This is a genomic window from Amycolatopsis sp. PSD-21, from assembly GCF_055561455.1.
In genome coordinates, this window is the sequence record NZ_CM145712.1 from 6750733 (window position 1) to 6771461 (window position 20729).

21 protein-coding genes are annotated in these 20729 nt (G+C 70.0%); 6 read left to right on the forward strand and 15 right to left on the reverse strand.

All coding sequences use genetic code 11. From position 1 onward, the window contains the following. Window positions 1–22 precede the first annotated feature (22 nt). The 10 genes from rplS to ACZ1DY_RS31645 form a co-directional block, all read right to left on the reverse strand. A complete protein-coding gene (gene rplS, locus ACZ1DY_RS31600) occupies window positions 23–391 on the reverse strand; it encodes a 50S ribosomal protein L19 (protein WP_005154717.1) in 369 nt (122 codons plus the stop codon). Between the two features lie 160 nt (window positions 392–551). Continuing rightward, window positions 552–1316 (reverse strand): tRNA (guanosine(37)-N1)-methyltransferase TrmD, encoded by a 765-nt coding sequence (trmD, locus tag ACZ1DY_RS31605; RefSeq protein WP_126733414.1) that lies wholly within the window; start codon window positions 1314–1316, stop codon window positions 552–554. Continuing rightward, window positions 1316–1828: a ribosome maturation factor RimM gene (gene rimM, locus ACZ1DY_RS31610; RefSeq protein ID WP_126733415.1), complete on the reverse strand. Its 513-nt coding sequence runs from the start codon at window positions 1826–1828 to the stop codon at window positions 1316–1318. Before rimM ends, trmD begins: the two co-directional genes overlap by 1 nt. Before the next feature lie 16 nt (window positions 1829–1844). Continuing rightward, entirely contained in the window at window positions 1845–2084 is a 240-nt protein-coding gene (locus ACZ1DY_RS31615; protein ID WP_003103110.1) for an RNA-binding protein, read from the reverse strand. Beyond that, window positions 2081–2527 carry a 30S ribosomal protein S16 gene (rpsP, locus tag ACZ1DY_RS31620; protein ID WP_005154724.1) on the reverse strand — a complete coding sequence of 149 codons (447 nt, stop codon included), beginning with the start codon at window positions 2525–2527 and terminating at the stop codon, window positions 2081–2083. Before rpsP ends, ACZ1DY_RS31615 begins: the two co-directional genes overlap by 4 nt. 157 nt (window positions 2528–2684) lie before the next feature. Further along, complete coding sequence (locus ACZ1DY_RS31625; RefSeq protein ID WP_465481819.1) at window positions 2685–3503, reverse strand: lysostaphin resistance A-like protein; 819 nt, start codon at window positions 3501–3503, stop codon at window positions 2685–2687. A gap of 58 nt (window positions 3504–3561) precedes the next feature. Continuing rightward, window positions 3562–4311, reverse strand: coding sequence for a lysostaphin resistance A-like protein (locus tag ACZ1DY_RS31630; RefSeq protein WP_465485735.1), 750 nt, complete (start codon window positions 4309–4311; stop codon window positions 3562–3564). A 45-nt stretch (window positions 4312–4356) separates the two neighbouring features. Then, complete coding sequence (locus ACZ1DY_RS31635) at window positions 4357–5430, reverse strand: amidohydrolase family protein (RefSeq protein ID WP_465481820.1); 1074 nt, start codon at window positions 5428–5430, stop codon at window positions 4357–4359. Window positions 5431–5433: 3 nt separating this feature from the next. Next, complete coding sequence (gene ffh / locus ACZ1DY_RS31640) at window positions 5434–6975, reverse strand: signal recognition particle protein (RefSeq protein WP_257485194.1); 1542 nt, start codon at window positions 6973–6975, stop codon at window positions 5434–5436. A gap of 105 nt (window positions 6976–7080) precedes the next feature. Then, window positions 7081–7986, reverse strand: coding sequence for a hypothetical protein (locus ACZ1DY_RS31645; protein WP_257485193.1), 906 nt, complete (start codon window positions 7984–7986; stop codon window positions 7081–7083). A gap of 185 nt (window positions 7987–8171) precedes the next feature. Between ACZ1DY_RS31645 and ACZ1DY_RS31650 the strand changes: the two genes are divergently transcribed. The 4 genes from ACZ1DY_RS31650 (at window position 8172) to ACZ1DY_RS31665 (ending at window position 13374) form a co-directional block, all read left to right on the forward strand. Next, the gene (locus ACZ1DY_RS31650) at window positions 8172–10529 is read left to right on the forward strand and encodes a hypothetical protein (protein WP_465481821.1); all 2358 of its coding nucleotides are present in this window, start codon (window positions 8172–8174) and stop codon (window positions 10527–10529) included. Further along, window positions 10526–11707, forward strand: coding sequence for a poly-gamma-glutamate synthase PgsB (pgsB, locus tag ACZ1DY_RS31655; protein WP_465481822.1), 1182 nt, complete (start codon window positions 10526–10528; stop codon window positions 11705–11707). The genes ACZ1DY_RS31650 and pgsB overlap by 4 nt, the downstream gene beginning before the upstream one ends. Continuing rightward, window positions 11707–12189 carry a poly-gamma-glutamate biosynthesis protein PgsC/CapC gene (locus ACZ1DY_RS31660; RefSeq protein WP_257485190.1) on the forward strand — a complete coding sequence of 161 codons (483 nt, stop codon included), beginning with the start codon at window positions 11707–11709 and terminating at the stop codon, window positions 12187–12189. The genes pgsB and ACZ1DY_RS31660 overlap by 1 nt, the downstream gene beginning before the upstream one ends. Before the next feature lie 180 nt (window positions 12190–12369). Beyond that, the gene (locus ACZ1DY_RS31665) at window positions 12370–13374 is read left to right on the forward strand and encodes a C40 family peptidase (protein WP_257485189.1); all 1005 of its coding nucleotides are present in this window, start codon (window positions 12370–12372) and stop codon (window positions 13372–13374) included. Between the two features lie 253 nt (window positions 13375–13627). On the opposite strand, the gene ku is transcribed toward ACZ1DY_RS31665, so the two are convergent. The 5 genes from ku to ACZ1DY_RS31690 form a co-directional block, all read right to left on the reverse strand. After that, entirely contained in the window at window positions 13628–14485 is an 858-nt protein-coding gene (gene ku / locus ACZ1DY_RS31670) for a non-homologous end joining protein Ku (protein WP_465481823.1), read from the reverse strand. Window positions 14486–14535: 50 nt separating this feature from the next. Next, window positions 14536–14928 carry a hypothetical protein gene (locus tag ACZ1DY_RS31675; RefSeq protein ID WP_126733419.1) on the reverse strand — a complete coding sequence of 131 codons (393 nt, stop codon included), beginning with the start codon at window positions 14926–14928 and terminating at the stop codon, window positions 14536–14538. 88 nt (window positions 14929–15016) lie between these two features. Next, a complete protein-coding gene (locus tag ACZ1DY_RS31680; RefSeq protein ID WP_465481824.1) occupies window positions 15017–17332 on the reverse strand; it encodes a [protein-PII] uridylyltransferase in 2316 nt (771 codons plus the stop codon). A gap of 9 nt (window positions 17333–17341) precedes the next feature. Next, complete coding sequence (locus ACZ1DY_RS31685) at window positions 17342–17680, reverse strand: P-II family nitrogen regulator (RefSeq protein WP_020630602.1); 339 nt, start codon at window positions 17678–17680, stop codon at window positions 17342–17344. Beyond that, the gene (locus tag ACZ1DY_RS31690; RefSeq protein WP_257485186.1) at window positions 17677–19071 is read right to left on the reverse strand and encodes an ammonium transporter; all 1395 of its coding nucleotides are present in this window, start codon (window positions 19069–19071) and stop codon (window positions 17677–17679) included. The genes ACZ1DY_RS31685 and ACZ1DY_RS31690 overlap by 4 nt, the downstream gene beginning before the upstream one ends. Window positions 19072–19246: 175 nt before the next feature. Here ACZ1DY_RS31690 and ACZ1DY_RS31695 point away from each other — a divergent pair, with 175 nt between their 5' ends. Together ACZ1DY_RS31695 and ACZ1DY_RS31700 are read left to right on the forward strand one after the other, a co-directional pair. Further along, a complete protein-coding gene (locus ACZ1DY_RS31695) occupies window positions 19247–20107 on the forward strand; it encodes a putative RNA methyltransferase (RefSeq protein ID WP_465481825.1) in 861 nt (286 codons plus the stop codon). After that, complete coding sequence (locus tag ACZ1DY_RS31700) at window positions 20107–20721, forward strand: (2Fe-2S)-binding protein (RefSeq protein WP_257485184.1); 615 nt, start codon at window positions 20107–20109, stop codon at window positions 20719–20721. The genes ACZ1DY_RS31695 and ACZ1DY_RS31700 overlap by 1 nt, the downstream gene beginning before the upstream one ends. The last annotated feature ends 8 nt before the right edge of the window (window positions 20722–20729 follow it).

Genomic DNA, 20729 nt, shown 5'->3' on the forward strand with positions numbered 1-20729 from the left:
TTACCGGTAACCGTGCGGCTACCTACTTGGCGGAGGTCGTCTCGCGGTTTTCGCGGCGTTCCTTGATCTTGGCGGCCTTGCCGCGCAGCTCGCGGAGGTAGTACAGCTTCGCCCGGCGGACGTCACCGCGCTTGAAGACCTCGACCTCGGCGATGTTCGGCGAGTGCACCGGGAAGGTGCGCTCCACGCCGATGCCGAACGACACCTTGCGGACCGTGAAGGTCTCGCGGATGCCGCCGCCCTGGCGACGCAGCACGACGCCCTGGAAGATCTGGTTGCGCTCGCGGTTGCCCTCGATGACGCGGACGTGAACCTTGAGCGTGTCGCCCGGTCGGAAGTCCGGGATGTCGGAACGCAGTGACTGCGCGTCCAGCGCGTCCAGGGTGTTCATCGGTGGTCCGTCCTCGTCTTCGTATGGCTTACGTGCAGCTTGGGCGCGCAGTGTCGGGCACTGCGACCTACCCGGGGGCTGATGGCGTTCCGGTGTACGGCGCCGGCTGCGAAGCCGCGCGTCCACTCACGCCAACCTGTCAAGTATTGCAGACCAGGTCTCAGGCGTTCGACCCGGCCTGGCCCGTGTCCTCGTGCAACCGCTCGAGGACACGGAGATCGTGCTTGTCGAGACTACCTTCCGGCAGTTGCCCGATCAGTTCGGGCCTGCGCCGCACGGTGCGTTCCAGCGCCTGGTCACGGCGCCAGCGGTCGATCAGCGCGTGGTTTCCCGAGCGCAGGACGTCCGGGACGGCCAGGTCGCGCCAGACTTCCGGCCGGGTGTAGCTGGGGCCTTCGAGTAGCCCGTCGGAGAACGAGTCCTCTTCGGCGGAGCGCGCGTTGCCGAGGACTCCGGGCAGCAGCCGGACGACGGCCTCGACCATCACCAGCACCGCGGCCTCGCCGCCGACCAGCACGTAGTCGCCGATGGAGACCTCGTCGACGGGCATCCGCCGCGCGGCGTCGTCGATCACCCGCTGGTCGATGCCCTCGTAGCGGCCGCACGCGAACACCAGGTGCTCCTCGGCGGCGTACTGGTGGGCCATGGCCTGGGTGAACGGCCGCCCGGCGGGGGTCGGGACCACGAGGCGGGTGTTCTCGCCGCAGACGTCGTCCAGGGCGGGGCCCCAGATCTGCGGTTTCATCACCATGCCGGGCCCGCCGCCGTACGGCGCGTCGTCGACGGCGCGGTGGACGTCGTGCGTCCAGTCCCGCAGGTCGTGCACGCCGACCTCGATGAGGCCGCGGTCGATCGCGCGCCCGAGCAGCGCGGCGCGGAGCGGGTCGAGGTATTCGGGGAAGATCGTGACGACGTCGAGGCGCATCAGGCGTCCAGCAGGCCTTCCGGCGGGTCGAGGACCACGCGGCCGCCCGGGACGTCGACCGCCGGGACGATCGCCTTCACGAACGGCACCAGCACCTCGCGTCCGTCGTGTTCGATCGACAGCAGCTCGCCGGCGGGCGAGTGCACGATTTCGAGCACCTTGCCGACGACCGTGCCGTCGGCGAGTTCGGCCCGCAGGCCTTCGAGTTCGTGGTCGTAGAACTCGTCGGGGTCTTCGGTCGGCGGCAGCGTCGACGTGTCGGCGATGAGGAGCGCGCCGCGGAGGGTCTCCGCGACGTCCCTGGTCAGCACCTCTTCGAAACGCACCAGCAGCCGCCCGCTGTGTTCGCGGGCGGCTGCGATGGTGAGGTCTCTGCTGCTGCCGTCACGCAGCTTCGTCGTGACGGCCGAACCGACCGCGAACCGCTGTTCCGGCGAGTCCGTGCGCACGTCCACCGCGAGTTCCCCGCGGATTCCGTGCGCCTTGGCGATCCGGCCGACTACGACGTCCATCCCGTTCAGTCCTTGGTCAGCGATCGGTGTCGACGACGTCCACGCGGACGCCGCGGCCACCGATGCCGCCCATGACGGTGCGCAGGGCGGTCGCCGTGCGGCCACCCCGGCCGATCACCTTGCCGAGATCGTCGGGGTGCACGTGCACCTCGAGCGTGCGGCCACGACGCGTGGTCAGCAGCTCGACCCGGACCTCGTCCGGGTTGTCGACGATCCCGCGCACCAGGTGCTCGAGGGAGTCAGCGAGGAAGCTCACGCCTCGGCCTTGTCACCCTCGGCGGCCTCGGCCTTGTCGGCTTCGGCCTTCTTCGGAGCGGACTTCTTCTTCGGCGTGGTGGCCTCGGCGGAGGCCGAGTCACCGGCGGCGGCGAGCGCGGCGTTGAACAGGTCCTGCTTCGACGGCTTCGGCTCGGCGACCTTCAGGGTGCCCTCGGCGCCGGGGAGGCCCTTGAACTTCTGCCAGTCACCGGTGATCTCGAGGATGCGCTGGACCGGCTCGGTCGGCTGGGCGCCGACGGACAGCCAGTGCTGGGCCCGCTCGGTGTCGACCTCGATGAAGCTCGGCTCTTCCTTGGGGTGGTACTTGCCGATCGTCTCGATGGCCTTGCCATCACGGCGGGTGCGCGCGTCGGCGACGATGATGCGGTAGTACGGCGCACGGATCTTGCCGAGACGCTGCAGCTTGATCTTGACGGCCACGGGTGTGGGTACTCCTCAGTTCTCTCTGATGCATGTGGAAGGCGCACGCCAGCCGAGTGGGGACACGGCTGCGCACACCCGAAGGGTGAGCTCGGGCGCGGTGAGAGGGTCCGGCCAAAGCAGGCAAGCGTACATTCTGCCAGACGCCGATCGGCCGTCAGAACGCGGCTATCCCGAGCGAGGCCAGCAGGATCGTCACGGCCGGGAGGAAATTGTTCACCTGGTGGGCGACCACGCTGCCGAGCAGCCGCCCGGTGAACACCCTGGCCAGCCCGATCGGGATCGCGATCACCAGCAGCAACGTGGTGCGCAGCGGTTCGAGGTGGCTCGCCGCGAAAACGGCCGTGGAGACCAGGAACGCCGCGATCCTCCCCCAGCGTTCGGTGCGCCACGTCAGCCGTTCCACCGCGCCCCACAGGAGGCCGCGGTAGATGATCTCCTCGCAGATCGGCCCGACCAGCCACAGGTAGATGAACATGACGACGGCCGCCGAGATCGACATCCGCCGGTCCTCGACGAGCGCGCTGATCGCCGAGGTCGCGTTCTCGTTGCCGACGACCTGCGTCCAGACGTAGGCGGCGAGCGAGGTCAACCCGAGCCCGAGCACGCCGAGTTTGAGCCCGACCTTGACGTCGGCCCAGCTCCAGCCGATCCGCAGGTCGGTGAAGGGGCCGTTGCCGCGCAGGCGGGTGATCAGCAGCGCGACCCCGGCGGCGATCATCGTCGGCACCATGGTGCCCAGCAGCACCATGCGCATCGGCAGGGGCTGACCGGGCTGGACGTCGCCGAGCAGGACGCTGATGAACGCCGCCGATGCCAGCAGGACGGCTTCCACAAGGAGGAAGGCCCCGAACCCCCAGCGATGCGGCGGTGGCGTGTCGGGCGCGGCCACCTCACCTCCGGCGATGACTTCTTCGGTCAGCTCATCCGGCGGCGCGGCCTCGGGGATCGGCTCCCTGGGCTGAGATACGGTCACGCCGATCCCTCCGGTGATCGTTCGGTTACTCAAAGACTCTAGCCGCCTGGACCGGCGATCACCTCGCCGCGAAGAGCAATACAGCCGGTGGGAGGTTGTTGGCCGCGTGCGCGATCACGGACGCGCTCACCCGGCCGGAGAGATAGCGGGCGAGACCGATGGCGATGCCCTGGCCGAACAGCGCGATCGTGCGCGCGGCCTCGCCGTGCAACTGGGCGAACACGAGCGCGGTGACCAGCAGGATCACCCACGAGGGCAGGCGATGGAAGCCCATGGCGTTCCACAGCGTGCCGCGGAAGAGCAGTTCTTCGGTGACCGGAGCGGCGAGGACGACGATGACCGCGGCAAGCACCAGCCAGACCGTGTCGCCCTCGGTGGTGCCCGAAAGCTCGGTGATCGGACCGGGCGAGACGTCGGAGAAGGTCCGGTCGTCGCTGTCGGTCCCGTAGACGGCGAGCAGGAGCAGGTTGAGGAGGTAGCCGGCGGCGAGCGCGGCGGCCCCGCAGGCGAGCCCGATGCGGACGTCGCGCCAGGTGGGTTTGAGCCCGAAGTCCGTGCGAAGTCCTTGGCCCCACACGCGAGAGCCGACCGCCGGGCCGAGTCCGAGCACGAGGGTGGGCAGGAACGCGAGGATCAGCAGCGGGCCGACGTCACGGAGTTCGAGCGGGTCGTAGCCGCCGAAGCGGCCTGACATCAGGAAGCTCATGACGAGCGTGACGAGGTGGTATCCGGCGATGCCCGCGAAGAACGCTACGAAGCCCCAGTGCGCTCCGAGCACCAAACGCTCGCGAGCCTGCCCGTCGTCCACCACGCCTCCACGCTAAGTGCCGCTCCGGTCACCGGTGGAGTCGGGTCAGGCGTAGATCTTGCCACGCAGGACGATGTGGCTCGGATGGCGGAGTACCGCGAGATCCTCACGCGGGTCGGACGGGTAGACCAGCAGATCGGCCGAAGCGCCGTCGACGATTCCCGGCACGCCCAGCCATTCGCGGGCGGCCCACGAAGCCGAGGCCAGCGCCCGCTCCGCGGACATGCCCGCCTTGTGCAGCGCCTCGATCTCGTCGACGAGCCTGCCGTGCTCGACCATGCCGCCCGCGTCGCTTCCCGCGTACACCGGCACACCCGCCTCGATCGCCGTCGAGACCATCTCCCCCACGCCGGCGTGCAACGCCCGCATGTGGTCGGCGTACACCGGGTACTTGCCCGCCTTGTCCGCGATACCGGGGAAGTTCTCGATGTTGATCAGCGTCGGCACGAGCGCGATCCCGCGTTCGGCGAGGACGCCGAGCTGGTCCGCCGAAAGCTCCGTGCCGTGTTCGAGGCAGTCGATCCCCGCGTCGATCAGGCCGGGCAACGCGGCCTGGCCGAACACGTGCGCCGTCACCTTGGCGCCCTCGGCATGCGCGACGGCGATGGCCTCGGCGAGGACGTCGTCGGGCCAGAGCGGCGCGAGATCGCCGGCGCCCCGGTCGATCCAGTCTCCGACGAGTTTGACCCAGCCGTCGCCGTCACGCGCTTGCTCGGCGACCGCCTTCGGCAGCTCGGCGGGGTCTTCGAGTTCGATGCCGAGGCCGGGGATGTAGCGCTTGTGCAGGGCGATATGCCGTCCGGCGCGGATGATCCGCGGCAGATCGGCCCGCTCCTGCAGCGGCCGGACGTCGATCGGCAGACCGCAGTCACGGATCAGCAGCGTCCCGGCGTCGCGATCGGTGATCGCCTGCTCGGTTGCCTCTTCGAGCGTGGTCGCGCCACCGACGCCGATGCCGGGGTGACAGTGCGCGTCGACCAGCCCGGGGACCAGAAAGCCTTCCCGTACGACGGTTTCCGCTCCGGCGACCGGTTCGGTGGTGATCCGGCCGCCGGTGACCCACAGCTCGCGGTGCTCGCCGTCCGGCAGGACGACGCCGGCCAGGTGCAGCGCCTCCACGGGCTACTTGTCCTTCGGCAGCTTGAACTTCTTCGGGTCGAACCCGGGTACGTCGTTCATGCCGCCGAGCTGGGAGAGGTCGGGCATCCCGCCGCCGGCGCCCGGCATCCCGCCCGGAGGCAGCATCGGCATGCCGCCGGGGAACCCGCCGCGGACCTTGGGCTGCGTCGGGCCGCGCCCCTTGCCCTTCTTCCCCTTCTTGCCCTTGCGGTTCTTGCTGCCGCCGCCTCCGCCGCCGAAGCCGAACCGGCCGGCCATCTGCGCCATCATCTTGCGCGCTTCGAAGAACCGGTTGACCAGGTCGTTGACGTCGCGGACGGCGACACCGGAACCCTTCGAGATCCGGACCCGGCGCGACGCGTTGATGATCTTCGGATCGGCCCGCTCGGCGGGAGTCATCCCGCGGATGATCGCCTGCAGCTTGTCGAGCTGCTTGTCGTCGACCTGCGAGAGCTGGTCCTTCATCTGCCCGGCGCCGGGCAGCATGCCGAGCAGGTTGCCGATCGGGCCCATCTTGCGGACCGCGAGCATCTGCTCGAGGAAGTCTTCGAGGGTGAGCTGGCCGCTGCCGAGCTTGGCGGCGGTCTGCTCGGCCTTCTCCTGGTCGAAATGCTGCTCGGCCTGCTCGATGAGGCTGAGCACGTCGCCCATGCCGAGGATCCGGCTGGCCATCCGATCCGGGTGGAAGAGGTCGAAGTCCTCGAGCTTCTCACCGTTGGAGGCGAACAGGATCGGCTGGCCGGTGACCTGGCGGACCGACAGCGCGGCACCACCGCGGGCGTCACCGTCGAGCTTGGTGAGCACGACACCGGTGAAGCCGACGCCGTCGCGGAACGCCTCGGCCGTGGTGACCGCGTCCTGACCGATCATCGCGTCGACGACGAACAGCGTCTCGTCCGGCGAGACGGCGTCGCGGATGTCCGCGGCCTGCTTCATCAGCTCTTCGTCGACACCGAGACGGCCGGCGGTGTCGACCAGGACGATGTCGTGCTGGGCGCGCTTGGCCTCGTCGATGGCGCGGCGGGCGACGTCGACCGGGTCGCCGACGCCGTTGCCGGGCTCGGGCGCGAAGACCGCGACGCCTGCCCGCTCACCGACGACCTGCAGCTGCGTGACCGCGTTGGGGCGCTGGAGGTCACACGCGACCAGCATCGGCGCGTGGCCCTGCTTCTTCAGCCACATCGCGAGCTTGCCCGCGAGCGTCGTCTTACCGGCACCCTGCAGACCCGCGAGCATGATGACCGTCGGCGGGTTCTTCGCGAACGTGAGCCGCCTGGTCTCGCCGCCGAGGATGGTGACGAGTTCCTCGTTGACGATCTTGATGACCTGCTGCGCCGGGTTCAGCGCGCCGTGCACCTCGGCGCCCTTGGCGCGCTCCTTGATCCGGGCGATGAAGTCCTTGACCACAGACAGCGCGACATCCGCCTCGAGCAGCGCGATCCGGATCTCGCGCGCGGTGGCGTCGATGTCGGCGTCGGAGAGCCTGCCCTTGCGAGACAGGGTCTGCAGGGCGGACGTGAGCCGATCGGAGAGGGTGTCGAACACGGGTGTGCACGCTCCAGCTGGGTCGTTGTGGCTCGCCGGTACGGACCGGCGGCTTTCCAGGGTAGTCGGTGTCCGAGGTCAGCGTTTGACGCGGTTGCGCACGGCTCAGGGCCTGCGGAGGTCTGCTTCGGTGAGGGCACGGATCACGCCGGTGGTGCCGGCCTCGCGGACGGTGCGGCTCATCTCCACATGCAGGAAGGCTGTCCCGTCCTCGGCCGCGGCCTTGCCCTGGACGTTCTTCGTCCCCTCCAGCGCGCCGCACGACGACGTCCACGCCCGGCAGACGGCGAATCCGCCCGCTTCGAGCCGGTCGGCCGCGCGCCGGACGGGATCCCCCGCCGCCGACGCACCGGACGACAGCACGATGTCGTCGTCCGGCATGTTCTGGTCGTCGAAGCCGTGCAGCTGGACCTGCGTCATCCCCCGCCCGGCGAGCGTGGCGGCCACCGCGTGGAACACCGAATCCACCTCGTGCGCTACGTCGGCTTGACCGTCGTCGGCCTTTCGGTGCGCGCCCGCGATCAGCAGCACCGCGCCCGGCACCTGACGGAAGTAGTCGAGTCCGAACAGCTCCGTCCGGAGGTCGGACGCGGGATGCGGGACCTCGATGACCAGTGAGGGCGGAGCCGAGCGGTCGATCAGATACATCCCCCACGCCCGCTCGGTCCCGGGCTCGTTCGTGGCGATCGTGTACCGCCGCCCGGTCTCCGGGTCCACCCCGTCTCGCACCGAGAACCCGAGCTTCTCGAGATCGGCCGGCTCCGCGCGGTCCATCAGCGCGCCGAAGCCGGCGGCGGCCAAACGACGTTCGTCGGCTTTCGGCGAGCGGTAGTCCTGCTCGGCGGAAAGCCCGGACGTGAGGTTGGCGACAGCGGCACCCAGGTCGTTCTCCGGAACGGGAGGGGGCTTCGGTGGCTCGTCGTCGCCGAGGACCAGCACGACTGTCAGCACCAAGGCCAGCGCGACGCCCACGCTGATCACGCTGAGCCACATCCGGTTTCGGCTGATCACCACTCGAAGCCTACCGACTCACTCGAATAGGTAGCCTATGCCGCGCTTTCACCCCTTTGAGGTGAGTTGTACCGTCACCGACGGCAGTTTCGATATCTGCCCGTAACCCGATCGGGTGCAGGTTCCGCTACCGCCCCACCGGGCAGCGATCTCCCCGATCGTAAAACTGAAAGGCCTGGCGTCAGGTGACTCGGCAGAAGGACCGGCTCGATCCGGTGGCGCGGCTTCGCGACCAGATCCCGGAGGCGGGCTTCCCGCGCGGCGTGAAGGTCGCGTCCGCGACGAGCCTCGTCCTGCTCCTGATGATCACCGCCTTCACCGCTCTCCACCTGTCCACGACCGGGCCGTTTTCGGCGCTCGGCGCGAAAGCGGCCGACGTCGTCCCGGACGAGGTCACCGAAAGCCGTCGGCGCGCGACCGCCGCCCTCGCGCAGGCGCTGGCCACCTCGGCCACCACCGCCGCCGGTGACCTGCAGGTCGCGACCGGCTCCGGAGTGTTCGACAACACCGACGACGACGCCGTCCTAGACCGCCTCGGCGAGACCTACCCGGACTGGCGTGGCATCGTCGTCTTCGATCCCGCCGCGCAGAAGGTACTGGCGACGCACGGCGAGCCGGTGTCCGTCGAGAACCTCCGGGGCATCGCCGTCCCGAAGCTCACGGTCCGCCCGATCGCCCGTCCCGGCGGCACTCCGCTCGTCCTCACCGCGCTCCCGCTCTCCGGGGCCCGTGCCGGACGGCTCCTCGTCGTCTCCACCGTGCTGCGCGGGGCGGCGCCGGAGCTGGACAAGGACATCAAGGAACAGCTCAGGCTGGTCACGGCCGACGGCACGCTGCTCCACTCTCACGGCACCGAGGCGCCCAAGGACGACCGGACCGCCCATGACCTCCTCGCTCGCGCCGGCGCCGCCGCGGCCGCCGGGGAGTCGGGTGTGTTCACCGGTGACCCCGGGGCCGACCCGGCCAAGCCGGACCGGCGGGTGGCGCCGGTCGTGGCCTTCGCGCCGGTCGCCTCGGACGGTATCGAGGGCAGTCTCGGGCTGGCCGCCCTCACGCTCAGCCGTTTCCCGGTCGAGCCGGTACCCGCGCGCTGGCCGGGGCTGATCCCGGCGGCCGCGCTGCTGGTGATCGCCATCGCCGGCTTCGTGCTGCTGCGCCGCGCGCTCGTCAACCCGATCCTGCGCCTTCGCGCCGACGCGCTCGCCGTCGCGGCGGGCGTCCTCGACCGGCCGGTCCGTCAGTCCCGCATCCGCGAAGTGAACCGGCTGACCCGGGCCGTCGAGCGCTACCGGGCGAAGCTCGGCCGGCGCAGGCCCCGCGGCAAACTCAAGCCGTTCCTCTCCGCCCAGCTCGTCATCGCGCTCGTCTCGCTGATGCTGCTCGGCTGGTCGGTCGCCGTCGCCGCGACGCTCGGCCGCCAGCACGCGGCCGTCTCGCCCAGCATGCTCAGCGAGTACGGCGACCGGGTCGCCCATACGGCCGACACCTTGCGCCGCAGCCTCTCCCAGGGGCTCGGCGACCTGCGGGCCGTCGCCCGGCTCAGCGCGGACAAGAAGCCGGACCAGCTGCACGGCATGCTCGACCGGCTCGCCACGAGCGAAAGCCGGTTCCGCAGCGTCTACCTCGCCGACGCCGAAGGCGGGGAACTCCAACGGGCCGGGCGCGAATCCCTGCGCGATCCGGGCAAGCTCCCCGACGGTGCCGGTCTGCGCCAGCACAACACCAGCGGCCGGGTGCCCGTGGTCTACGCCTTCGCGCGCGTGCCGAACTCGGCCAACGTCCTGGTCGGCGAATTCGACGTGCCGCGGATGGCCTCGGTGCTCGAGTCGGCGGGCGGGCGCGTCCGGGTGGTCGACGAAGGCAAGCGCACCATCGCCGACACCGAGGGCTACTTCGCCTTCTCCGAGCTCACGGATCCCGTACTGGTCAAGAACATCACGACCGCGCGGTCCGGCGAGGACGCCCGTGAAACCACCGCCACGACCCTCGTGGCGGCCGAGCGCCTCGCCGACGACGGCAACGCCGCCGCACTGAACTGGGTCGTCGTCGCCGAACAGCCGATCGGCTCGCTCGGCGTCGCGGACAACACCGTGCGGGCGGGCGCCCGCGTCGCCGCGCTCCTCACCGCCGTCGTCGCGCTGATGTCGTACGCCTGGCACCTGCTGGTCGTCGTGCTGCCGCTGCGCCGGATCGCCGAATCCGCCGTACCGATCGCCAAGGGCGTCGGGCTGGGGGCCGTGGTGTACCCGCAGCGCCAGGACGAGATCGGCACCATCGCGTCCTGCGTCGAGATCTGCCGCCAGGCGCTGACCGACGGCAAGGCCCGCCTCGGTGAGGTCCGGCGCCCGGTCGGTGCGGCGACCGACGAGACCAAATTGCTCCGGCGTGTGAAGGATCTGCCGGAGAAGCCCTCGGAAGCCGTCAAGGAACCGGGCGCCGTTCGCCGTCCGGAAACACGGCTCCCACCTCGTCGCCCGGTGCGACGGCACGAACCCCCGAAGCCGCCGAGGCGGCTGGTCGAACAAGGCCGGAACCCGAAGTGACGTTTCTCTATTTCGTGCTGCTCACCGCGTCGGTGGCGATGCTGGTCGCCGGGATCTTCGAGCAACGCAACCACTACCGGAACCTGCACAGCATCCCGACGCGGGTACTGGTCAACGGCATCCGCGGCAAATCGTCGATCACCCGGCTCTGCGCGGGCGCGCTGCGCGGCGGCGGCCTGGTGACGACCGCGAAGACCACCGGCACCGCGGCCCGTTTCATCCACCCCGACGGCAGCGAAGAACCGGTTTACCGCAAGTTCGGCATCGCCAACGTCGTCGAGCAGATCGGCATCGTCCGCCGCGCCGCCGCGTACCGGCCGGACGCGCTGGTGATCGAATGCATGGCGGTGATGCCGGACCTGCAGGAGATCAACCAGAGCAAGCTGATCCGCTCCACCATCGGCGTCCTTTGCAACGTCCGGGAGGATCATCTCGCCGAGATGGGCCCCACGCTGGACGACGTGGCCCGCTCGCTGAGCCGCTCGATGCCGGTCGGCGGGATCTGCCTCACCGCGGAGAAGGACCGGCTCGCGATCCTGCAGGAGGAGGCGGACAAGCGGAACTGCCGTCTGATCGCCGTCGACCCCGAATCGGTCACCGACGAGGAGATGCGCGGGTTCAGCTGGATCACGTTCAAGGAGAACGTGGCGATCGCGCTGGCCGTGGCCGACCTGCTCAAGGTCAACCGGGGGCTGGCGCTCGAAGGCATGTGGGCCGCACCGCCGGACCCCGGTGTCCTCCAGGTCCACCACTACCGCGCGGGGCGGCGCAGACTGCGGTTCGCGAACGTCTTCGCCGCGAACGACCCCGAATCGACGCTGATGAACATCGACCAGCTCCGTGCCCAGGGCGCGATCGCCGATCCGCTGCACGTGATCATCAACTGCCGCCCCGACCGGGTCGAGCGCAACGGCCAGATGGGCGCGCTGATCCCCCGTATCGCCCCAGAGCGCGTGGTGCTGATCGGCGATCCGACCCGCAGCGCCCGGACCGCGATCCCGAACGAATGGCACGACCGGGTCGTCGACCTCGGCGGCTCACGGCGGCCCGAAGAACTGCTGCGCGGGATCATCGGCGGCATCGACCGGCAGGCGTCGCTCGTCGCCATCGGCAACATCCACGGACAGGGCGAACTGCTCATCGACGAACTCGCCAAACTGGAAACGGTCGCCTCCTGATGCTCACCACCTCCCTCTCCGCCGAGGTCGCCACCATCGGGCTCGCCATCGGACTGCTGCTGTCACTGGTCTGCTACCTCACGACCAACCTGTCCCCCGGCGGCATGATCACGCCAGGATGGATCGCCTTGACCATCGTCGAGGACTTCCGGCGAGCGGCGATCATCGTGCTGATGACCGCGCTGACGTACGCGGGCACGAAGGTGCTGCAACGCGTGGTGATCCTCTACGGCAAGCGCTTGTTCGCCGCGGTGGTGCTGCTCGGGGTCGTGCTGCAGACGACCTTGCTGCTCGTCCTCCAAGCCGACTTCCCGCTGCTGTTCGTCCACCAGACCCTGGGTTTCGTGGTGCCCGGTCTGGTGGCCTACCAACTCGTCCGGCAGCCTCCGGCGGCGACCATCTTCGCCACCACCGGAGTCAGCCTCGCCTGCTACGCGATCCTGATCAGCGGAGTGCTGGTCGGGCTGGTCCCCACGTTGTGAGGTCTTGGTGGCGAAGCTGAAGATGTACCTCGATCGGGACGCGACGAGTGAACCCGCCCTGCCGAAGGCCCCGCTATCGCGGTGGCAGGGCGCCCTTTCCACACCCGCGACGTGGACGACCAGGCAGCGCTGCCGACGTCGATCGCGGACTCGGGTTCACCAACAGAAGGGGACTCGGTGATGCGCAAGGCAATCCGGATCGGTGTCCTGGTCGCGGTGATCGGTGTGTCCGGCACGGCCGCGTTCTACGTCGCGAAGCAGGAGAACCAGGACATCACCGCCATGTCCGCCTCCGCGGGGGCGCCGGGTGCGGCCGCGGTGGGCGGGTATTCGTACGAACGGCTCGCCGCCCCGGCGAGGACGATCGTCCGGGATTCCGCCGGCACCCAGCTGGCGTCGTTCACCGACGGCTCGCGCACGGTCCTGCTGACCGGCCGGAGCCGGACCTTCACCGAGCCGAAGTTCACCGAGGCCACGATCACCTCGTCGGCCTGGGTCCGGTTCGCGCCGCAGGTATGGCGGGAGGGCGCGGAAAAGGAACCCTGGTTACGCGACTGGCTGCCCAAGGCCGTCAGTGACACCTCGCCGGACCTCCTCGCCATCGCGTTGCAGTACACCGACGGCTCGGCGGCCCAGAGGTCCAAGAAGCTCCGGATCGCGGGCGACGCGACCTTCGGTCCCGACAGTGCCGAGGGACGGCTCGAGAAGTCGGACTTCTACGATTTCCTCGGTGTCGACTGGGATTTCCCCGACAAGCACGAGAAGGCCGAGCCCGCGCGGTTCGGCTCGCTCGACTGCTCCGGTTTCGTGCGGATGGTCTACGGCTACCGCGCGGGCTACCCGCTGCTCGGTACCAACACGAAGGGGCCGGGGCTGCCGCGGCGTGCCTGGGCGATGTCGGAACTCGGGCCGGGAACGCCGGTGGTCGCGGACATCGGGAAACAGGCGACGGATTACTCGGCACTGCAGCCCGGCGACATTCTCTTCTTCAATCTGGAGCCGCATCTCGGGCCGCGCGTGTCGCACACCGGGATCTACCTCGGCATCGACAACGACGGCAAGCGGCGAGTGCTGTCCAGCCGCAAAGTCGCCAACGGGCCGACGTTCGGCGACGCCGGCGGCGTGTCGCTGATCGACGGCGAAGGGACTTACGCCAAGGCGTTCCGCGCGGCCAAACGGCTTTGAGACGGGCCGCGAAACAGGGCTCCGGGACCGGTCGCCCCTCGCAGACCGGTACCGGAGCCCCTACGGAAGGCTCGCCTCCCCGCGAGCCGACCGTAAGCACACTTGGCGAGCTTCGCGGGGACTCGGTATCGCCGGACCCCCAGTACCAGGCGATTCGCTGCCCGCGCTCTCTCCGCGCGATGACATAACCATGCCCGGTCACCCTGGGGTCACGGCAGCGTGAAGACCCCCAACTCACCCTGAGTAGATCTACTCAACTGGTCTTGGCCGACGACCCAGACGACGCCGACGACGCAGCCCGCTTCGCCCGCGTCCGCGCCTCGCGCGCCTTGTCCGCTGATTCCTGGGCTTTCCCGACCGGGCCCTGCTGCAATGCCGCCAGCAGCCGCGTCACGCCTTCGGACTGTTCGGCGGCGGTCGGCCGCAGAACGTCGTCGCCGTCCAGCTTGGCCTGGATGAGTGCTTCGAGCGCCTCACGGTAGTGATCGGTGTACCGGCCGGGGTCGAAATCCCGGGTGAGGTCTTCGATCAGCGAGACCGCGTTCCGCAGCTCCCCGCGCCGCAGGTCGACGTCCTCGTGCAGGAACGGGAATTCGGGCCGCCGGATCTCGTCGGGCCACAGCATCGTCTCGAGCAGGATCACCTGGTCCCGCACGCGCAGCGCGCCCAGCGTTTCGCGCTGCCGCAAGGTCACCTTCACGATCGCGATCCGCCCGGACTGCTGCAGCGCCTCGCTCAACAGCACGTAAGGCTTGGTGCCGGCAGGCTCCGGCTCGAGGAAGTAACTGCGCGCGAAGTACATCGGGTCGACCTGCTCGGCGGGGGTGAAGCCGACGACGTCCATCGACTGGGTGGTCGGCGGGAGCAGCGACGCGAAATCCCCGGAGGTCAGCAGGACGACGTCGCCGTTGGGGACGGGATACCCCTTGGCGATCTCGGCCGCGGGCACCTCGGCGCCGTCGACCTCGCAGACCCACTTCACCCGCACCCGGCCGCCGTCGGGCTCGTGCACCTGGTGGAGGGGGACGTTGTGCTCTTCGGTCGCGCTGTACGCCTTCACCGGAATGGCGTAGGTCCCGAATCCGATCGTGCCTTTCCACACCGCTCGCATCGCCCACCTCCGCCTGGTCAGCGTATCCACGCGCCGAAGGGGCGGGACAGCTACAAACGGGTGTCAGGGGCGACCGATTCGCTCACACATTCGAATGACGGACGGGATTCGGCGAGTGCCTCCGCCGAACAGTCGACAGCGGTGGCCGCCGCACGGAGCACTTCGGCGACCACCTCGACGTCGACCATCGGCGCGGTGGCCAGCGCGCCTTCGCCGCCGCCTTCGACCCGGCCCGCCATGCCTTCGAGCGCGATGGCCAGCGCCTGCTGCCCCGCGACGAGGTGCCGGACCACCTTGAGCAGTTCGGGCACGGTCGCGGCGGGGCCGGACGCGGTGAGGGAGACGGCGAGGTCGTCCGCGCACGCACGGAGATGGGAGGCCACGACCGTCGGCGGAAGCGTGATCCGCTGCGGTCCGGGCGAGTCCTGCTCGTGGTCGAGCACGTGCTCACCGCCCCTCCGGCTCCTTCGGGTCTCGACCGCGCACATCCTGCCACCGCTACCCTCCGCGATTCGCGCGACACCCCGAACGTCAGGAAGCTGCCGCCAGCAGCGCGGCTTCGATCCTCGACCGCCACTCCTGGTCGACGCGGCCCGCCCGCGGCGCGACGGCGAACGAGTCGACGACGGCGCCACCGAGCGTGGCCACCTTCGCCCAGCGCACCTCCGCCTCGCACCGGCGCAGCGCGCCCGCGACCCGGTACAGCAGCCCGATCCGGTTCGCGGCCCGTAGTTCGACCACGACCGTGTCGTGCCCGCTGGTCTCGTCGTCGAACCAGATCACCTTCGCTCCCGCGGACGGCGGCTCCCCTCCGCCGTAGTCCCGTTCCTTCGCCGCGAGCCGCTGGGTGAGCGGCAGCGTCCCGGCCACCGCCCGCGCGAACTGCTCACGCAACAGGGTGACGTCGGGCAGCGAGCCGAACTTCGGCGACGCCGTGAAGACTCCCGCCCGTCCCCCGTCGTGCCCGCGCAGCACCGCCGCGTGGACCTCGAGCGAGTTCAGCGCGAGCACGCCGGCCGCGGGCGCCAGTAGTTCCGCCCGGGCCGGGACCGCCAGCACCACGGTCACGACCTTGCCCGCGGCGGTGATGCGCACCTCGCCACGGCCGGACGCGACGGCCTCCGCGACGAGCTCCCGCTGTTCGGCCCCCATCGGCTCCGGCGGCACGAAACCCTTGCCGTGCAACGCTTCTTCGCAACCGGACACGAGTTCGGCGAGCAGGCGCGCCTTCCAGTCCGTCCACACGCCCGGCCCGGTGGCCAGCGAATCGGCCGTCGTCAGGGCGTGCAGCAGTTCCAGCAGGACCAGGTTCTCGTCGAGCGTCTTCGTCACCCGCTGGATCGTGGCGGGATCGCTGATGTCCCGCCGCGTCGCGGTGTGCGGCAGCAGCAGGTGATGCCGGACCATCGCCGACACCAGTGCCGCGTCCGCCTCCGGCAGCCCGAGCCGGGCCGCCACCTGTGCGCTGATCTTCGCGCCGAGTTCGGAATGGTCCGCGTCACGGCCCTTGCCGATGTCGTGCAGCAGCGCGCCGATCAGCAGCAGATCCGGCCGCGAAACGGTGGTCGTCAGCTTCGACGCCTCGACCGCGGCCCGCACGAGATGCCGGTCGACGGTCCAGGAATGCACCGGCGACCTCGGCGGGAGATCCCGCACCGCCCCCCATTCGGGGAACAGGCGCGCCCACAGGCCGGTGCGGTCCAGCGCTTCCACGGCGTCGACGAGTCCCTCACCGGCGCCGAGCAGTTCCACCAGCGCCTTGAGGGCGTCGGCCGGCCACGGCGCACGCAGTTCGGGCGCGGTGTCGGCGAGCGCCCGCAGGGTCCCGTGCGCGATGGGTTTCCGGATCCGCGCCGACGCCGCGGCCACCCGCAGCAGCAGGGCCGGATCCTTGGCGGGCACCGCGTCCCGCGCCAGGGCGACCTCGTTGCCGTGCAGGACGACACCTTCGTCGAGCGGCGTCCGCGCCGGCCGCCGCCCGAACCGCGTCTTCGGTGGTTCCACAGTGGACCGGAGTGCCACGTCCACCGCGTACGCGATCGTCCGGCCGACGCCGGAAAGCTTGCGCGCCAAGGTGAACCGGTCGCCGAACCCGAGCTCACCCGCGACCGTCTCGGCCTCCGGCGCACTGAGGATGTCCCGCTCCCGGCGGAGTTCCCGGCGCAGTTCGGTCCGGACGTCGAGCAGCAGGCTCTTCGCCGCCAGCAGTTCCTCGCCGGGTCTCGCCGTCAGCTGCGCCGCCGCAAGCGCTTCCAGGACGGCGAAATCGCGAAGCCCGCCCCGCCCGTGCTTGAGATCCGGCTCGGCGGACTGCGCGATCTCGCCACTGCGGGCCCAGCGCTGACGCACCGCGTCCGACAGTTCGTCCATCCGTTTCCGGGCGGTCCGCCGCCACTGGTCCCGCGCCGCGGCCGCCAGCCTGGCGGTGATCTCGGCGTCCCCGGCGATGTGGCGGATGTCGAGCAGCCCCATCGCGGTCCGCAGATCCTCGGACGCCACCTTCAGTGCCTCACCCGGAGTGCGCACCGAGTGGTCGAGGCCGATCTTGGCGTCCCACAAGGGGTACCAGATGGCGTCGGCGATCTCGCCGACCCGCGAGTTCCCGTTGTGCAGCAACAAAAGGTCGAGATCGGAGAAGGGCACCAGCTCGCTGCGCCCCAGGCCGCCGACGGCGGCCAGCGCGACACCGGGTTCAGCGGTGTCGACGCCGGCCGCCGCGGCGCCCTTGCCCAACCAGAATTCGTAGAGGTCGACCAGGGCCGCCCGCAACGCGGACGCCCCCAGCCTTCCGTGCCTGCCCTCGAGCAACCGCTCGGTGGCCTTGACCAGTTCACCCCCGTCGGCCATCCGTGACGCCTATAGGGCGTCCGAGCCGCGTTCGCCGGTGCGTACCCGGATGACCGTCTCCACCGGCGTCACCCAGATCTTGCCGTCACCGATCTTGCCGGTGTGCGCGGCGGTGGTGATCGCGTCGAGCACCTTCTCGACGTTGGAATCGTCGGTGACGACCTCGACCCGCAGCTTCGCCACGAAGTCCACGGAGTACTCGGCACCCCGGTAGACCTCGGTGTGGCCCTTCTGCCTGCCGTAGCCCTGCACCTCGCTGACCGTCATGCCGAGCACGCCCAGCTGCTCCAGCGCGGAGCGGACGTCGTCGAGCGTGAACGGCTTCACGATCGCGGTGATCAGCTTCATGCCTTGCTCTCCTCGAGTTTCGTGGCCGCGTTTCCGGAGGACGGCTTGACCGGGATGGAGCTCGGCTGGCCGAGGCCGCCGCCCGAACCGGTGAAGTCGTACGCGCTCTCCGCGTGCTGGGCCTCATCGATACCACTGACCTCGTCCTCCGCGCTGACGCGGAACCCGCCGAGCTTCTTGATCACCCAGCCGATGACGAAGGTCAGCACGAACGAGTAACCGAGGACGACGACCGCCGCGAGCGCCTGCTTGCCGAGCTGGCCGAGGCCGCCGCCGTAGAACAGGCCGTCGACGCCGAGCGAGTTGACGCTGGTGGTGCCGAAGAAACCGATGAGCAGCGTGCCGACGAGACCACCCACGAGGTGGACACCGACGACGTCGAGGGAGTCGTCGAAGCCGAAGCGGAACTTGAGGCTGATCGCCAGCGCGCACAGGGCACCGGCGACGAGGCCGATGGCGATGGCGCCCAGCGGGCTGACGAAACCGGCCGCCGGGGTGATCGCGACGAGACCCGCGACGGCGCCGGACGCGGCACCGAGGGTGGTCGGCTTCCCGACCTTGATCTGCTCGACGATCAGCCAGCCGAGGATGGCGGCGGCGGTCGCGACGGTGGTGTTGGTGAACGCGACGGCGGCGAGGTCGTTGGCGGCCAGCGACGAACCGGCGTTGAAGCCGTACCAGCCGAACCACAGCAACGCGGCGCCCAGCAGCACGAACGGGACGTTGTGCGGGCGTCCGGTGCCCTTCGGCCAGCCCTTGCGCTTGCCGAGCACGATCGCCAACGCCAGACCCGCCGCACCGGCGTTGATGTGGACCGCGGTACCGCCGGCGAAGTCGAGCGCCTTGAGCTGGTTGGCGATCCAGCCGCCGACCGAATCCGCGCCGATGAAGCCGTTGAACGAGAACACCCAGTGCGCCACCGGGAAGTACACGATGGTCACCCACACCGCGACGAACAGCGTCCAGCCCCAGAACTTGGCGCGGTCGGCGATGGCACCGGAGATCAGCGCGGGCGTGATGATCGCGAACATCAGCTGGAACATCACGAAGGCGAACAGCGGCAACGCGTCCGCGCCGGGCCAGGCGACCTCGGGCGTGGTGCTCGTCGCCGCGGTCGCGAACCCGGCGAGTTTGCCGGAGATGTCCGTGAGCCCGGCGAAGTCGAAGTTACCGAGCAATCCTCCGCCGATGTCGTTGCCGAACGCCATCGTGAAGCCGTACAGCGTCCAGAGGACACCGACTACGGCGAGCGCGATGAAGTTCATCATCAACATGTTCAGGACGCTCTTCGCGCGGACCATGCCGCCGTAGAAGAACGCCAGTCCCGGTGTCATGAGCATGACCAGCGCGGCGCTGATCAACACCCATGCGGTGTCTCCTGCGTTCAGCACAATCTTCCTCCCGTGCCTGGGGTGTACTGCGCAGGAATCTTTGGACCGCGGTGTTTCCTCGGGCGGCGATTCAGGTTTCACCCGCGTGAACTGTCGGTACGGCGTTGTTACGGCCAGGTTTCCGCTGACCTGGTGCGTTCTGTCCGGTTGCGAAACCTCGTGGTCGAATAGGCCCATGAACGCGCGTGTTTCCGGCCATGACCCCCTGCCACCGGCGATCGTCCGGTCCTTGCGGTGTTCGGTCTGCGGTGACCCGGTCGGGCTAACCGAGCGCACGGTGCGTTGCGACCGGGGCCACTCGTTCGACGTAGCGAAGCAGGGTTACGTCAATCTTCTGCATGCGCGCATCCCGGCCGGCACGGCGGACACCGCGCCGATGGTCGCGGCCCGCGTCGACCTCCTTTCTTCCGGTGTTTACCTGCCCCTCGCCGACGCCCTCGCGAAGGTGGCTTCGGATCACGTCGAGAACGGGATGGTCATCGACGCCGGAGCGGGCACGGGGTACTACCTCGCGCATGTGCTCGACGCCGTCCCCGCCGCCTATGGACTGGCGCTCGACGTCTCCGCCGTCGCCCTGCGCCGGGCCGCCCGCGCGCACGCGCGCGCGGGCGCGGCCGTGTGGAATCTGTGGGAACCCTGGCCGGTGGCGGATTCGAGCGCGTCGCTGATCCTCAACGTCTTCGCGCCCCGCAACGCCCCGCAGTTCCACCGCGTCCTGACCGCGGACGGGCTGCTGGTCGTCGCGACGCCGAACCCGGGACACCTCCGGGAATTGGGCGATCTGGTGATCTCCGTCGACGGCGGCAAGGAGGCGCGGCTGGAGGACACCCTCGGCGAACGCTTCACCCGGGTGGAGCGGCACGAGGTCACCCAGGAGGTGGCGTTGGCGCCCGCCCAGATCCGCCAGGTGGTCGAGATGGGGCCGAGCGCGCACCACCTGCACCGTGACGGCCGCCGTGAACGCCTCGACGCGATCACCGCGCCGATGGACGTCACCACCTCGTTCAGCGTCACGCTGTACCGGCCGGTGCCCTGATGGAGGCACCCGCGACCCTGCTCGCCGACGCCGCATGGGTCGGCGCCCGCATCGGCGGCGCCGCGAAGCTCTACGGCTGTTCGCGGCCCGAAGTGCTCGGCACGATCTGGTGGTACTCGCTGTCTTCCGTCCTCGTCGCGCCCTCCGTCGAGTCGCTCGTACGTGGTGAGCCGCTGGACCCGTCGCTCGACGCCGTCACGATCGACCTCGTCCCGGACGGCCGTTTCACCGGCGCCCGATCGTCACGGCTCCTCGACGGCGGCCTCGCCGAACTCGGTGCCGCGTTCGCCGGGACGCTGAGCACGGCGATCGGCACGATCTCGGCCGTCACGGGGGCGAATCCGCGCGCGCTGGGCGCGATCGCGACGGACTCGATCGGCAACCGCCTGCTGTGGACCGGCGACACCGCACGAGCGATCGAGCTGGCGGGGCCGCTCGTGGCCGCGATCGGGCTCGGGATGCCGGAGCCGCGGTTCTCCCGGATCGGGCGGAACACCGTGGTGCGCCGTGCTTCCTGTTGCCTGATCTACGAGGCGGGCAACCCCAAGTGCACCAGCTGCCCGCGGCAGACCCCGGAGGAACGGGACCGGCGGCTGCGCGCCGCGCTCGGGTAACGCGCGAC